Below are 13,709 nucleotides of genomic sequence, written 5' to 3' on the forward strand. Positions count from 1 at the left end.
TACGAGCGGCGAGGAGAAGTGAGCATATGACCACCGCAACGGTGCCCCGGGTTTCCGGCGGCGAAGAGGAACACGGCCACCTCGAGGAGTTCCGCACCGACCCGATCGGGTTGATGCGGCGCGTTCGCGACGAGTGTGGCGACGTCGGGTGGTTCCAATTGGCCGACAAGCACGTCATCCTGCTGTCCGGCGCCAAGGCCAACGAGTTCTTCTTCCGTTCCGCCGACGAGGATCTCGACCAGGCCGAGGCCTACCCGTTCATGACGCCGATCTTCGGCAAGGGTGTGGTGTTCGACGCCAGCCCCGAACGCCGCAAGGAGATGCTGCACAACTCCGCGCTGCGCGGCGAGCACATGAAGAGCCACGCCGTCACCATCGAGCGCGAAGTGCGCCGGATGATCGAAAACTGGGGCGACGAAGGCGAAATCGACCTGCTGGAGTTCTTCGCGGAGCTGACCATCTACACGTCGACCGCGTGTCTGATCGGTCCGAAGTTCCGCAACCAGCTCGACTCGCGGTTCGCCAACTTCTACCACCAACTCGAACGCGGCACCGATCCGCTGTGCTACGTCGACCCCAACCTGCCGATCGAAAGCTTCCGCGTCCGCGACGAGGCCCGAAAGGGCTTGGTGGCGTTGGTGCAGGAGATCATGAACCAGCGCATCGCCAACCCGCCGGCGGACAAGAGCGACCGCGACATGCTTGACGTGCTCGTGTCGATCAAGGACGAAGACGGCACACCCCGTTTCTCGGCCGACGAGATCACCGGCATGTTCATCTCGCTCATGTTCGCGGGGCACCACACGAGTTCGGGAACGTCGGCGTGGACGCTGATCGAGCTGATGCGTCACCCCACGGCGTACGCCGAAGTGATCGCGGAGCTCGACGAGCTGTACGGCGACGGCCAGGCGGTGAGTTTCCATGCGCTGCGGCAGATTCCGAAGTTGGAGAACGTCCTGAAGGAGACGCTGCGGCTGCACCCGCCGCTGATCATTCTCATGCGGGTGGCCCAGGGCGAGTTCGAGGTCGAGGGCTACCCGATCCACAAGGGCGACTTCGTCGCCGCGTCACCGGCGATTTCCAACCGCATAGCGGAGGACTTCCCGAACCCGGACGAATTCGTGCCCGAACGCTACGACCAGCCTCGCCAGGAGGACCTGATCAACCGCTGGACGTGGATTCCGTTCGGCGCCGGGCGGCACCGCTGCGTGGGCGCGGCGTTCGCCACCATGCAGATCAAGGCGATCTTCTCGGTGTTGTTGCGCGAGTACGAATTCGAGATGGCTCAGCCGCCGGACAGTTACCGCAACGACCATTCGAAGATGGTCGTGCAATTGGCCAGGCCGGCCAAGGTCCGGTACCGTCGCCGCGCGTCGACGGGAGCGTGATCGTGGGTTATCGGGTGGAGGCCGATCTGGACCTGTGCCAGGGCCACGCGATGTGTGAACTCGAGGCGCCCGATTACTTCCGGGTGCCCAAGCGCGGCAAGGTCGAGATCCTCGACGCCGAGCCGCCCGAGGAGGCCCGCCGGGAGATCGAGCAGGCCGTGCTGGCGTGCCCCACCCAGGCGCTGTCAATTAGAGAAACAGGAGAGTAACCGTGGTCGCATTTCCCCGCGAAGAACTCGACGAATGGGTGCAGTCCTGGCTGCAGGCCAACAAGGACTGCGAGAAGGCCGGCGACTGGCGGCCGCTCGCCGACTTCTACGCCGCCGACGCCACCTACGGCTGGAACATCGGGCCCAAAGAGGACGTGATGTGCGTGGGCGTCGACGAGATCCGCGATATCGCGCTCGGCCTGGAGATGGAAGGCCTCGAGAACTGGGTCTACGAGTACCAGAAGGTCCTCATCGACGAGAAGCAGGGCGAGATCGTCGGGTTCTGGAAGCAGATCGTCAACAAGACCGACGGCAGTCAGGACGAGATCTACGGCATCGGTGGCAGCTGGTTCCGGCTGGGCGCCGACAAGCTCATCGAGTGGCAGCGCGACTTCTTCGACTTCGGCCACGTCGCGAAGATGTTCGCGACCCTCATCGAGTCCGGTGACCTCAGCGCCGGCATGCAGAAGAGGATCGAGCGCAGCATCGCCGGGGAGAAGCTTCCCGGTTATTACCCGCTCGGCCAGGCACCGGTGCCGATCTGGTGAAGGGCTCAGACGGCGCCGATGGCGGCGACCCGCAGCGCCCGGTCCCCCGCAAGCGGGAGGTGCCGCCAACGCCGCGCTCGCGATCGCCGCTGGAGCGACCAACCAAGCATTTGATTTGTCGCACACGCTATGCTGACGCCACAGGGGTGCCCTGTGGCACTCGTCACCTCACTGCCCGGCGCGACGTGGCCAGGCAGTCTCACTTCAAAGGCGAAATGGGGTCCGGTCCAAAGTGAAGACAAAAGGCGCTCTGATCTGGGAGTTCAACCAGCCCTGGCAGATCGAGGAAATCGAGATCGGCGACCCGCAGGCGCACGAGGTCAAGATCCAGATGGAAGCAGCGGGCATGTGCCACTCCGACCACCACCTGGTGACCGGCGGCATTCCCATGGCGGGCTTCCCCGTTCTCGGCGGCCACGAGGGGGCGGGCATCGTCACCGAGGTCGGGCCCGGCGTGGAGGACATCGCCCCGGGCGATCACGTCGTCCTCTCGTTCATCCCCTCGTGCGGGCAGTGCCCGACATGTCAGGCGGGCCTGCGGAACCTGTGTGACCTGGGCGCCGGCCTGCTGGGCGGTGCGGCGGTGTCCGACGGCACGTTCCGCATCCAGGCCCGCGGCCAGAACGTCTACCCCATGACCCTGCTCGGCACCTTCTCGCCGTACATGGTCGTGCACCGCAGCTCGGTGGTGAAGATCGACCCGGCGGTTCCGTTCGAGGTGGCCGCGCTGGTCGGCTGCGGCGTCACCACCGGGTACGGGTCGGCGGTCCGCACCGCCGACATCCGGCCGGGTCAGGACGTCGCCATCGTGGGCGTCGGCGGAGTCGGCATGGCGGCCCTTCAGGGCGCCGTGAACGCCGGCGCCCGCTACATCTTCGCGATCGACCCGGTCGAGTGGAAGCGCGATCAGGCCCTCAAGTTCGGCGCCACCCACGTCTACCCCGACATCAACGCCGCGCTGATGGGCATCGCCGAGGTCACCTACGGCCTGATGGCGCACAAGGTGGTGGTCACCGTGGGCGAGCTGCAGGGCGCCGACGTGGACAACTACCTGAACATCACCCAGAAGGGCGGGACCTGCGTGCTGACCGCCATCGGCAGCCTGCTCGACACCAACGTGACGCTGAACCTGGCGATGCTGACCCTGATGCAGAAGAACCTGCAGGGCACCATCTTCGGCGGCGGCAACCCGCAATACGACATCCCGCAGCTGCTGTCGATGTATCAGGCCGGCAAGCTCAACCTGGACGACATGGTCACCACCCAGTACCGCCTCGAGCAGATCAACGAGGGTTACCAGGACATGCTCGACGGCAAGAACATTCGCGGCGTGATCCGCTACACGGACGCTGATCGGTAACCCACACCGCAAGAGTGGCCGGCTTCCCGCATCTGTTGGCGCCGGGACGAATCGGCGCCATGACGGTGCGCAACCGCGTGGTGATGTCTCCGATGGAGACCATGTACGGCACTCCCGACGGGCTGCCGTCCGAGCGCACCCGCGACTACTTCGCCGCCCGGGCCAAGGGGGGCGTCGGGCTGATCACGTTGGGCGCCACTGGGGTTGACCACCGGCACCCGGAGACTCCCGGCGGTCTGCACCTGGCCACGGACGACGCGGTCGGCGCGCACCGGGAGCTGGTTGACGCGGTGCACGAGCACGGCGCCAAGATTCAGCCGCAGATCGTGCACGCCGGGCCCGACGGGCTGGGTCCCGAGATCTTCGGGGTGACGTCGCTGGGGCCGTCGGTGATCCCCTCGTACCTGACCGGACGCGCGTCGGCCGAGATCAGCCCGCGACAGCTGTGCGGGGTGCTCGACCTGTTCAAGGCCGCGGCGCGGCGCGCCGCCGAGGCGGGCTACGACGGCATCGAGCTGCACGCCGCCCACGGCTACATGTTGCTCGGGTCTTTCCTTGCGCCCCAGCGCAATCGGCGCTCCGACGACTACCGGGGCGATTCCCCCCGGGGAAGGCTGCGGGTGGTGCTGGAGGCGCTGGCCGCGATCCGCTCCGAGATCGGCGAGGCGCTGCCGATCACCCTGCGCATCTCCGGCTACGAGCGGGTCGCGGGCGGGCGGCCAATCTACGAGACCGCCTGCTGGGCGAACGAACTCGTCGCCGCCGGGGTCGACGCCTTCCACATCAGCGGCGGTGTCATCGATCGGCTCGTCACCGGCATGGTCAACGGCGCCGACGACGGCGACGAACTCAACGTCGGCGCGGCCGCGGCGGTGAAGCAGGCGGTCGACGTGCCCGTGATCGCCGTCGGCCGCATCCACGACCCCTCCCGGGCCGAGCGGATTCTCGCCGACGGGCGCGCCGACTTCATCGCGATGGGACGCCCGCTACTCGCCGACCCAGACCTACCGGCCAAGCTTTTGTCCGGGCAGGGCGACCGCGTACGCAGGTGCATTTCGTGCGAAAACTGCATCGACGCAATGGAACAGCGCTTCTCCGTCGACTGCGCCGTGAACCCGCGGACGGGTAAGGAGCGGGAGCTTGCGCCCCTCCCGGCCGCCCCCGCCAAACGGGTGATGGTGATCGGCGGCGGCCCCGCCGGCATGGAGGCCGCGCGGGTGGCCGCCGAACGCGGACATCGGGTCACGCTGGTGGAGCGCAACGCGCAACTGGGCGGGGCGCTGCGCTGGGCGTCGGTATTGCATCCCGAGAACCAACCCTTCCTGAACTACCTGCGCGGCGAGGTCAAACGGAGCGCGACGAAGGTGTCGTTCGGCCAAGCGGTTTCGGTGGACGACGTGGTTCGTGCCGCGCCCGACGCGGTGGTGGTGGCCACCGGCGGGCACCTCGCGGTGCCACCCATCCCGGGCGCCGAATTGCCTCACGTGCGCACCGGATCGGAACTGCGTGAGCTGCTGGGCGGCTGGAGGCAAAGGCTCGCACGCCCCACCGCGGTACGCTTCGCCAGCCGCGTCTGGATGCCGCTGGGCCGCCGAGTGGCCATCATCGGCGGCGACCTGGTCGCGTTGGAACTCGCCGAGTTCCTGGCGGCCCGGGGGCGGTTCGTGTCGATCCTGGAAAGCGGCAAGGACCTTGCGCCCGAGGTGGGCAACAAACGCAAGACCGAGCACATGGACCGCCTCGACCGGTTGGGCGTCACCGTACACGTTCGAGCGGCGACGGAAGAGATCACCCGGGAGGCCGTGGAATTCACGCCTTTTGGCGGCCTGCGTCGTCGGTTGCCCGCCGACACCGTCGTGCTCGCCGGAAGCCTGCAGCCCGACACCACCCTGTTCGACGCCCTCGTCGCGGCCATGCCCGGCGCGGACGTCCACGCCGCCGGTGACTGCACCGGTCTGGGCCTCATCCGCAAAGCCACCGAAGAGGGCGCACGCGCCGCGTGCGCGATCTAGAGACAGGAGATTCACATGACCCAAACCGCGGAATCGAAGGCGTCCCCGGCCCTGGCCGCATCCCAGGCCTCCTGGCGCTGCGTCCAGGCGCACGACCGGGACGGCTGGCTGGCGCTGATGTCCGACGACGTCGTCATCGAGGACCCGATCGGCAAGTCCGTCACCAATCCCGACGGCACCGGGGTCCGGGGCAAGGAGGCGGTCGGCGCGTTCTTCGACACCAACATCGCGGCCAACCAGCTGACCATCACCTGCGAGGAGACCTTCCCGTCGAGTTCGCCCGACGAGATCGCCCATATCCTGGTGCTGGACAGCAAGTTCGAGGGCGGGTTCACCAGTTCGGTCCGCGGCGTGTTCACCTACAAGGTCGACGAGGCCGGGCTGATCACGAACATGCGCGGGTACTGGAACCTCGACATGATGAAGTTCGGCAAGGACGAATAGCGGCACTTGCTCAGACGCGGCTCACCCTATCCGCCCCAGCCCGGTGATGTTGCCCTGCATGATCCTTCGGTGCAGCAGCACCATGGTGGGCGTCTGGATCGGGTCGGTGAGGATGGTGGCCGACTTGGGCTGCTGATAGAGCAGCCTGCCGGATTCGGCGTCGACGACCGCGTAGGCGAACACGTCGAGCGGAGTGGTGTTGTCGAATCCGATCCGAATGATGGTGTAGAGCAGGCCGTCGGCGATGGACAGGTGGGGTAGCGCGGCGCTGCGAACGGTGTTCTCCCACACGGTATGACAACCCGCGCTGTCGAGGTCCACCCGCGTCATGCCGCCATAGAACGGCGCCGTGGGCGGAACCGCCGGACCGGCGTTCGGCGGCACGGCCGGGTAGGGGTAGCCGTAGGTGCTGGTGACGAACACCGAGTCGCCGATGCCGATCGGGGCGTTCTCGCTGCCGGGTCCGCCCCGCGTCAACACCGCTTGTTGGCAGACCAATTGACCCGTGCCGGACTGGTAGACCAAAGCATGCACCACGGGGCTGGCGTTGTCGACGATGGTCACAAAGTCGGCGCCGGTCATGGGGCCGAAGTACACCGGGGTCGAGCCGGTGCCCCAGCTGAGTTGCCCGGGCTTGCGGGCCGGCCCGCGGTCATAGGCTGCGCGCCAAAGGATTTGCGGGTTCCCCGCGATGTCGAGATTCATCTCGTAAAGGGCGAAGGTGGTGGCGACCGCGACGCGCCCGCTGGGCGCGGACGAAATGCTGTTCGCCACTTGCTCTCCCGCCGGCAGTTGCAGGGTGGCAACGCCGCCACCGCCCGGCTTGACCACGCCGACGACGCCGTTGCCGGTGGCGAACCAGACGTTGCCGGCGTAATCGGGCACGATGCCGACCGAACCGTCGCCCGCGGGTATCGCGCCGTTCAGATCCGTGGACTCGGTGACGATCAGCTTCCAGCACCCCGGCGGTCCCTCCTGGGTGTGCGCGATGCGCAGCAGGTGATTGGTTCCGTCGATCATGACGACCTGATTGTTGTTGTCCAGGTAGGCATAGACACCGCCGAGCAGGGTGCCCTTGGCGACCGGCAGGCGAGCCAGCGGGATGATACGTGGGACGATCCCGCCGGGGTCGATCAGAAAGATCGTCGGCGTCTGGTCGAGGTCGGTGGTGCACAGCGCCAGCACCAGGCCGTCGGTGCCCTGCATGATCGTCGGGCACGCCGCCAGCAGCGGATACCCGAACACGGGGTTCAAGCGCGCACCCGGCCCCGGAAGTGGCCCGGCATCAGAGGATTCGGCGTCGTTGTGCAGCGACGCGAGTCCCAGCGGGGCCATGAACGGGTTGGGCGGCGCCAACGGCCCGAAGGCGGCGGCCGCCTGTACGGGTGAAGCGGCGCCGGAGACTAGTGCCGGGGCCATGGCGACCAGACAAGCGGCCAGCGCTGGCAGGGGAAACCGCACGGAGGTCTCCTCCCGTGTTTCGGGTACAGCGATTTTCCCGCGGCCCCGGAACGAAATGGCAACGTCGCGCTAACGATTCGGCCGCGAGACGGCGTGGCTTAACAGCCACCTAGCGGCGCGTGAAGCTGAGATGCGTGACGCCGCTGGGGCTCGTCACCGACTCCACGGCGAATCGCTGCTCCAGGCCCTCCAGTCCCTGCCATAACGGCTCCCCCCGCCCGAGGATTATGGGTACCACCGCGACGTGAAGATGGTCGACGAGGTCGTCAGCGAGGAACTGCCGGATCGTCGACGGCCCCCCACCGAGCCGAACGTCGAGTCCTCCGGCGGCTTTTCGTGCGATCTCGAGGGACTCTGCCGGGGTCGCATCGATGAAGTGGAAGGTGGTGCCACCATCCATCTCGATCGGGGCCCGGGGGTGGTGGGTAAGCACGAAGACCGGGGTGTGAAACGGCGGGTCGGCACCCCACCAACCCTTCCATTCCTCGCCGCTGGCCCATGGACCGCGCTGCGGGCCGAACTTGTGGCGTCCCATGATTTCGGCGCCGATGCCCGGCATCCAAGCGCGGGCCAAGGCGTCATCGATGCCCGTCGTCCCGCCCGACTCGCCGTGCATCGCGCGAAAGGTGCGCGTCGCGAAGAACCACTCGTGCAACCGGCCGCCCGCATGCCCGAATGGTGCGTCGGCGCTTTGTCCCTCGCCGGTGCCGAAACCGTCAAGGGAAATCGAGAAGTTGTGCACGCGCACCTGTGACATGGCTTAACTCCTGGGCATCTCGGGTCATCGCTGGATTGACCGTCAACACCCGCCAAAGTCATCGGTGGCCCGCCGAACCTATGCTGGGCCCATGGCGTCGATCTTCACCAAGATCATCAATCGTGAACTTCCCGGCCGATTCGTCTACGAGGACGACGACGTCGTCGCGTTCCTGACGATCGAGCCGATGACCCAGGGCCACACGCTGGTCGTGCCGCGGGCCGAGATCGATCAGTGGCAGGACGTCGACGGCGCGGCGTTCGCGCGCGTCATGGCGGTGAGCCAGCTGATCGGGAAGGCCGTATGCAAGGCATTCCGGACCGAGCGCGCCGGCATGATCATCGCCGGACTGGAGGTGCCGCACCTGCACGTCCACGTCTTCCCCACCCGCAGCCTCAGCGACTTCGGGTTCGCCAACGTCGACCGCAACCCGTCGCCGGAATCCCTCGACCAGGCGCAGGAGCGGATCAAGGCGGCGCTGGCTCAGCTGGCGTGAACCGGGTCCGCCGCCGCGGCCTCACTGACCCGCGGCAGCGAGACGCGAAAGCAGCAGCCCTCGCCGGGCGCGGTTTCCAGGCTGACCGCGCCGCCGTGCGCGCGCACCAGCGAATCCACGATCGACAGGCCCAGGCCGGTACCGCCGCTCGTCCGGGCCCGTGACGAGTCGGTGCGATAGAACCGCTCGAATACCCGCGAGGCGTCCTCGGAGTTCATCCCCGGGCCCTTGTCCGCCACCTCGAGCACCGCGTCGTCGCCCTCTGTGCCGACACGGACCAAAACGTCGGCGCTGGGCGGGGTGTGCTGCAAGGCGTTCGCCACGAGATTGCTGATCACCTGCCGAATTCGTGGCTCGTCGCCGACGACCTCCGGGGTGCCGGGGCCGTCCAACACCTCCAGGGTGATCTTGCGGTTCGGGTCGATCGCCTGGCCGTCGTGCACGGCGTCGCTGGCCAGGGCCAGCAGGTCGACCCGGTGGTGCTCCAGCGGGCGTTGCACGTCCAGCCGCGCCAGCAGGAGCAGGTCGTCCACCAGCAACCCCATCCGACTAGCCTCGCTCTCGATCCGAGACAGCAGCATGGACACGTCGCGGGCGGCGCCCTGGCGGTAGAGCTCGGCGAAGCCGCGGATGGTGGTCAGCGGGGTGCGCAGCTCGTGGCTGGCGTCGGTGATGAACCGCCGCATCCGCTCCTCGGAACTGCGCGCCTTCTCGGCCGAGGACTCCGAGGAGGCCAGCGCCTGCTGAATCTGGGCGAGCATTCCGTTGAGCGCCAGCGAAAGCCGGCCCACCTCCGTACGGGGGTCGCGCTCGGGAATGCGGCGATCGAGCTGGCCGGCGGCGATGGCGGCCGCGGTCTGCTCGACCTCGGCCAGCGGTCGCAGGCTGCGGTGCACCACGAAGAAGCTGGCCATGCCCACCACCAGCAGGACCGCCGCGCCGATGCCCGTCTGCAACCACACCAGCGAGCTGACGGTGTGCTGGACGTCCGAGAGGTCGATCGCGACCGTCGTCAGGCCCTGCGGACCGCGCACCGACACCGCGCGCCACTGGATGTCCGAGCCGTTGACCGACGGCAGCGTCGTCGGGTTGGGGCCGACGTCGTTGTCCGGCGGCAGCGCCGGCTCCGCGTTGCGGTCGTTGATCGCAGTGAAGGGGGTGCCGTCCGTGCCGATGCCGCGCACGTAGTACTTCGACGGCGGACGGCCCGGGTCGGGACCCTCGTACGGGGGCGGCGATTGGCGACGGGGGGCCTGCGCCCAGCCGCGCGACGCCTCGAGTAGCGTCTGGTCGATCCGGCCGATGAGGACGTGGCGCAGGATCGAGGTGACGGCGACCCCCGAGACCGCCAGGCCGCAGGACACCAGGATCAGGGTGGCGGCCACCAGGCCCACCCGCAGCGGGATTCCTCGTCGATACTTGCCGGACATCTCGGTGCTCTTTCCCGCCGTGTCCGCGCTCAGCGTGGCTCCCGAAGCACGTAACCGACCCCGCGCAGGGTGTGCAGCAGCCGCTTCTCTCCGGTGTCGATCTTGCGGCGCAGATAGGAAACGTAGGACTCGACGACGTTCACGTCGCCGCCGAAGTCGTAACGCCAGACGTGGTCGAGGATCTTCGGTTTGCTGAGCACCGTGCCCGCGTTGATCACGAAGTAGCGCAGCAACGTGAACTCGGTCGGCGACAGCGACACCGGTTCGCCCGCCTTCCATACCTCGTGCGTCTCTTCGTCGAGTTCGATGTCGGCGAACGTCAGCCGGGCGTTGCGCGGCTCGGCTCCGCCCTTGCCGGAGCGGCGCAGGATGACCCGCAACCGGGCCACCACCTCCTCGAGACTGAACGGCTTGGTCACATAGTCGTCGCCGCCCAGCGTCAGCCCCGCGATCTTGTCCTGCAGCGAGTCGCGGGCGGTGAGAAACAGGGCCGGCGCGTCGATTCCGTCGGCGCGCAGCCGCCGCAGGACGCCGAACCCGTCCATGCCGGGCATCATCACGTCGAGGATCACCGCGTCGGGGCGGGCCTCGCGGGCCCGGTCCAGGGCCTGGGCGCCGTTCGTCGCGGTGTGCACCTCGAAGCCCTGGAACTTCAGGCTCACGGAAAGCAGTTCGACGATGTTGGCCTCGTCGTCGACCACGAGGACGCGGGCCTCCGGCTTGGTGTCACTTGATGTCGCCGCTGTCATGGGATCGCTTCTGTCCTTGCTTGTGTATTGCCTTGACGATCATTGTGTAAATGCTGGGAGCCCGATGCCAGAACTCTGCTAATAGTCTGCCAGGAAACATCGCCTTCCCTTTGACCGATTCGGCTGTTCGGCGCGAGTCGTGCATAGACTCGGCAGAGTGAATCTGGCCAAAAGCATCATGTCCGCCGCGACCGCTCCGGCGCGGGTGGGGCTGGCCGCCGCGGAGGCGAGCCTGACCGTCGCCAGCACGGCGGTCGGCGTCGCGAAGCGAGCCATTGGCGACGGCGGAGTCGGTGGGCCGAGCGCCATGACCTCCATGCTCGGGATCGACGACGCGCTCGTGCGGGCCAACCGGTTGGCCAAGCTGCTCGACGACGATGCGCCGCTGGGACGGGCGGTTGCGCCCGACGGGCCGATCGACCGTTTGCTGCGCCCCGGCGGGGTGATCGACCTGCTGACCCAGGAGGAGGGTCTGCTCGACCGGCTGACCGCGGAGGGCGGCGGCCTGCACCGCGCGCTGCAGCCCGGCGGGCTGGCCGATCAATTGCTGGCCGAGGAGGGGTTGATCGAGCGGATGCTGGGCGAGGACGGGCTGGCCGACCGGCTGCTCAGCGAGGGCGGACTGGTCGACAAGCTGACGGCCAAGAACGGGCCGCTCGACCAGCTCGCCGACGTCGCCGACACCCTGGCCCGCCTCACGCCCGGGATGGAGGCGCTCGAGCCGGCCATCGCCACGCTGCAAGACGCCGTGCTCGGCCTGACCATGGTGGTCAACCCGTTGAGCAATATCGCCGACCGCATCCCGCTACCCGGCCGCCGGGTGAGCCGGCGCTCAGCGACGCGTCCGGTCCCCTCGCAGCGCGTCATCGAGAGCGACGAGTGACCGTATCCTGCAGTGCCGACAAGAATGTCGCACGAATGGAGCCGCGTGAGAGACTCGAACTCTCGACATCCGCTTTACAAGAGCGACGCTCTACCAACTGAGCTAACGCGGCCGGGCCGGCTGGATGAGCCATGACGATCCTACGACACAGCGATGCCGTCGGAGCTGCGCGTGTCGGGGCGTAGGCCTCAGTCAGGAGGGTCTCATCCGACTCGGCAACACGTAAGCGAGCTTAGCGATTTCCGCGGATCAAAGTTTGTTCAACGGAACAATCGGGTCGGTGAACGATTGCACCATCGACACCCAGTGGGGCTTGGTCGACGCGGCGCCGGCAAGTTCGACCCTCGCTGGTGTGCTCGCGGGTTTCCTCGTGGTAGCCACCACTGCGGTCTTCGCTTCGTTTTACCGCACAAGTACTCACGCAGTCGGCCTGTTCGCTGCCGGCGTGCCAGCCCTTACGACATCAAGCTTTCTTTTCGGTTGGATTTCCGGCGGCCCCAAGACGGACGGTAACCAGAGGAACGCCATGTGTTTCCAGCTCTGGAGCCAGTGGAATGTCGCGATGGCCTTACTGGCTGTCGGCGGCGCTGCACTTGTTTGCGGAACGGCATGGGCGCTAGTCGTTTATGGGGAAAAGGTTGCGGACGACCTGACCAGAAAGAATAAGATTGATACAGAGTCCCTTTCGGAACCGATAAGCTGCGACAGCTGTAGCACCGCGTCACTTGACGTCATCCAAAGAATTATGCTTCTGCGGAGGTTTCTCATATTCCTAGGTGGGGGTTTATCAGCTGTCGGCATCGGCACGGCGATTATCATGCTAGTCATCGCCAACTTGTTGTATATCAAGGCTGTTAGACGAGTCAATATAAATTTTGACCTATACGGCGACTGGTGCTATCTGGTGTTTATCGTGTTCGTTGTTGGCCTTTACGTTCTGTGCCGAGTCACCTACCTCGTCTTCACCCGCACTGTAAGTGCCGCGACGGGCAATATTGTTGCATGTCGCAAGAAACGTGAGGAGGTCGAGCATGGCCCCAGCCCAGTGATGCACAAAAAGGATCCTTATACATCCTGTTTTTTCCTGGATTCTTTATGCTTGTTGCTGGAAAAGATCGTCATGTACCCGGTGCGAGTAATGCGGCGAGCGTTAGTACTGCTAATCGTTGCACTTCTCTCCGGGCTTGGTACCGAGCTAGCACGACGCATGGGGAATTACACAGTCCACAAGCAAGCCGAGTCCGACCAGAAAGCAGCGGTACACGCGTCTATGGATGTCCAGCTCGTTCCTTCTTGGTGGATAGATGTGAAAATTGTTGGTGTCGTAGTTTTAGCTGTCGTTGCCTTCTTGGTTTTAGGTCGCGCGTGTGGATGCATTTACCGTTTATGCCGAAGGCGATACAAGGGCGGCAATAAGCAGTCGCATGGGCTTGGGAATAAAAAGTCGCATGGGCTTGGGGCTGGTAAAGGTCACCAACCGATCAAAGATACGATTCAAATCCGATACGATTTTGGGCGACCTTTTTCTGCCACGTACCACATTGTAGGCTTGGCAATTTTAAGTATTATCGTCGCCGCTATATTTACACAGGGTGACTTATGGCAAGACGGGAGAGGGATTGGTTTGGCGATATTCGTCGGGGGAGTATATCCCGTTGGCACTCTGCTAGGCCTTAGCTACTCCGTTGCAGCGTGTGAGGATGAGGAATTCAAGGGCGTGCCGATTCCCGTCAACAGTTCCTGCTGGACTCAATTGCCGATTGTTAAGCAACTGCGCCTAGCGTATCTGATTGCAGAAGTAAAGGTTGAGGTCGGTGACGAGACTGCGGCATACGGTCTCGCCAAAATCCCATCGTGGAAAGAGTGGCCGATCATCAACCAAGTTATTCCGTGAACGAAGGTCGGTCTGAACTACTCTTATCCTCACCTGACCAAGCGACGCGCATGCACTTTGTTAAGTCATAGCAAGCCG

13 protein-coding genes and 1 tRNA gene are annotated in these 13,709 nt (G+C 65.8%); 9 read left to right on the plus strand and 5 right to left on the minus strand.

Annotation, left to right across the window (positions count from 1 at the left end; genetic code table 11):
• The first annotated feature begins 26 nt into the window (after positions 1 to 26).
• The 6 genes from GPY60_RS06515 (at position 27) to GPY60_RS06540 (ending at position 5,961) form a co-directional block, all read left to right on the plus strand.
• On the plus strand, positions 27 to 1,388 hold the full coding sequence (locus GPY60_RS06515) for a cytochrome P450 (RefSeq protein WP_156686822.1): 1,362 nt from the start codon (positions 27 to 29) through the stop codon (positions 1,386 to 1,388).
• 2 nt (positions 1,389 to 1,390) lie between these two features.
• A complete protein-coding gene (locus GPY60_RS06520) occupies positions 1,391 to 1,597 on the plus strand; it encodes a ferredoxin (RefSeq protein ID WP_156686823.1) in 207 nt (68 codons plus the stop codon).
• 2 nt (positions 1,598 to 1,599) lie between these two features.
• Positions 1,600 to 2,145: a nuclear transport factor 2 family protein gene (locus tag GPY60_RS06525; RefSeq protein WP_156686824.1), complete on the plus strand. Its 546-nt coding sequence runs from the start codon at positions 1,600 to 1,602 to the stop codon at positions 2,143 to 2,145.
• Between the two features lie 232 nt (positions 2,146 to 2,377).
• Positions 2,378 to 3,505, plus strand: a complete 1,128-nt coding sequence (locus GPY60_RS06530; RefSeq protein WP_156686825.1) for an NDMA-dependent alcohol dehydrogenase — start codon at positions 2,378 to 2,380, stop codon at positions 3,503 to 3,505.
• A 14-nt stretch (positions 3,506 to 3,519) separates the two neighbouring features.
• Positions 3,520 to 5,517 (plus strand): oxidoreductase, encoded by a 1,998-nt coding sequence (locus GPY60_RS06535; RefSeq protein WP_156686826.1) that lies wholly within the window; start codon positions 3,520 to 3,522, stop codon positions 5,515 to 5,517.
• 15 nt (positions 5,518 to 5,532) lie between these two features.
• Entirely contained in the window at positions 5,533 to 5,961 is a 429-nt protein-coding gene (locus tag GPY60_RS06540; protein WP_156686827.1) for a ketosteroid isomerase family protein, read from the plus strand.
• Between the two features lie 21 nt (positions 5,962 to 5,982).
• On the opposite strand, the gene GPY60_RS06545 is transcribed toward GPY60_RS06540, so the two are convergent.
• Together GPY60_RS06545 and GPY60_RS06550 are read right to left on the minus strand one after the other, a co-directional pair.
• Positions 5,983 to 7,380 (minus strand): hypothetical protein, encoded by a 1,398-nt coding sequence (locus GPY60_RS06545; protein ID WP_231639387.1) that lies wholly within the window; start codon positions 7,378 to 7,380, stop codon positions 5,983 to 5,985.
• A 151-nt stretch (positions 7,381 to 7,531) separates the two neighbouring features.
• On the minus strand, positions 7,532 to 8,179 hold the full coding sequence (locus GPY60_RS06550; protein ID WP_156686829.1) for a dihydrofolate reductase family protein: 648 nt from the start codon (positions 8,177 to 8,179) through the stop codon (positions 7,532 to 7,534).
• Between the two features lie 91 nt (positions 8,180 to 8,270).
• Between GPY60_RS06550 and GPY60_RS06555 the strand changes: the two genes are divergently transcribed.
• Entirely contained in the window at positions 8,271 to 8,675 is a 405-nt protein-coding gene (locus GPY60_RS06555) for an HIT family protein (RefSeq protein WP_156686830.1), read from the plus strand.
• Here GPY60_RS06555 and GPY60_RS06560 read toward each other — a convergent pair.
• A complete protein-coding gene (locus tag GPY60_RS06560) occupies positions 8,663 to 10,105 on the minus strand; it encodes a sensor histidine kinase (RefSeq protein ID WP_156686831.1) in 1,443 nt (480 codons plus the stop codon). The two genes, GPY60_RS06555 and GPY60_RS06560, sit on opposite strands and share 13 nt — an antisense overlap.
• 29 nt (positions 10,106 to 10,134) lie before the next feature.
• Positions 10,135 to 10,854, minus strand: a complete 720-nt coding sequence (gene phoP, locus GPY60_RS06565; protein WP_156686832.1) for a two-component system response regulator PhoP — start codon at positions 10,852 to 10,854, stop codon at positions 10,135 to 10,137.
• A gap of 178 nt (positions 10,855 to 11,032) precedes the next feature.
• Here phoP and GPY60_RS06570 point away from each other — a divergent pair, with 178 nt between their 5' ends.
• Positions 11,033 to 11,737: a hypothetical protein gene (locus tag GPY60_RS06570; RefSeq protein WP_370462661.1), complete on the plus strand. Its 705-nt coding sequence runs from the start codon at positions 11,033 to 11,035 to the stop codon at positions 11,735 to 11,737.
• A gap of 36 nt (positions 11,738 to 11,773) precedes the next feature.
• Here the strand turns inward: GPY60_RS06570 and GPY60_RS06575 are convergent.
• A tRNA-Thr gene (locus GPY60_RS06575) sits at positions 11,774 to 11,849 on the minus strand.
• Between the two features lie 168 nt (positions 11,850 to 12,017).
• On the opposite strand from GPY60_RS06575, the gene GPY60_RS06580 reads away from it, so the two are divergent.
• A complete protein-coding gene (locus GPY60_RS06580) occupies positions 12,018 to 13,631 on the plus strand; it encodes a hypothetical protein (RefSeq protein ID WP_156686834.1) in 1,614 nt (537 codons plus the stop codon).
• Positions 13,632 to 13,709: the final 78 nt, after the last annotated feature.

Origin of the sequence: Mycobacterium sp. Marseille-P9652 (assembly GCF_902652685.1) — a bacterium.
Lineage (GTDB): Bacteria > Actinomycetota > Actinomycetes > Mycobacteriales > Mycobacteriaceae > Mycobacterium.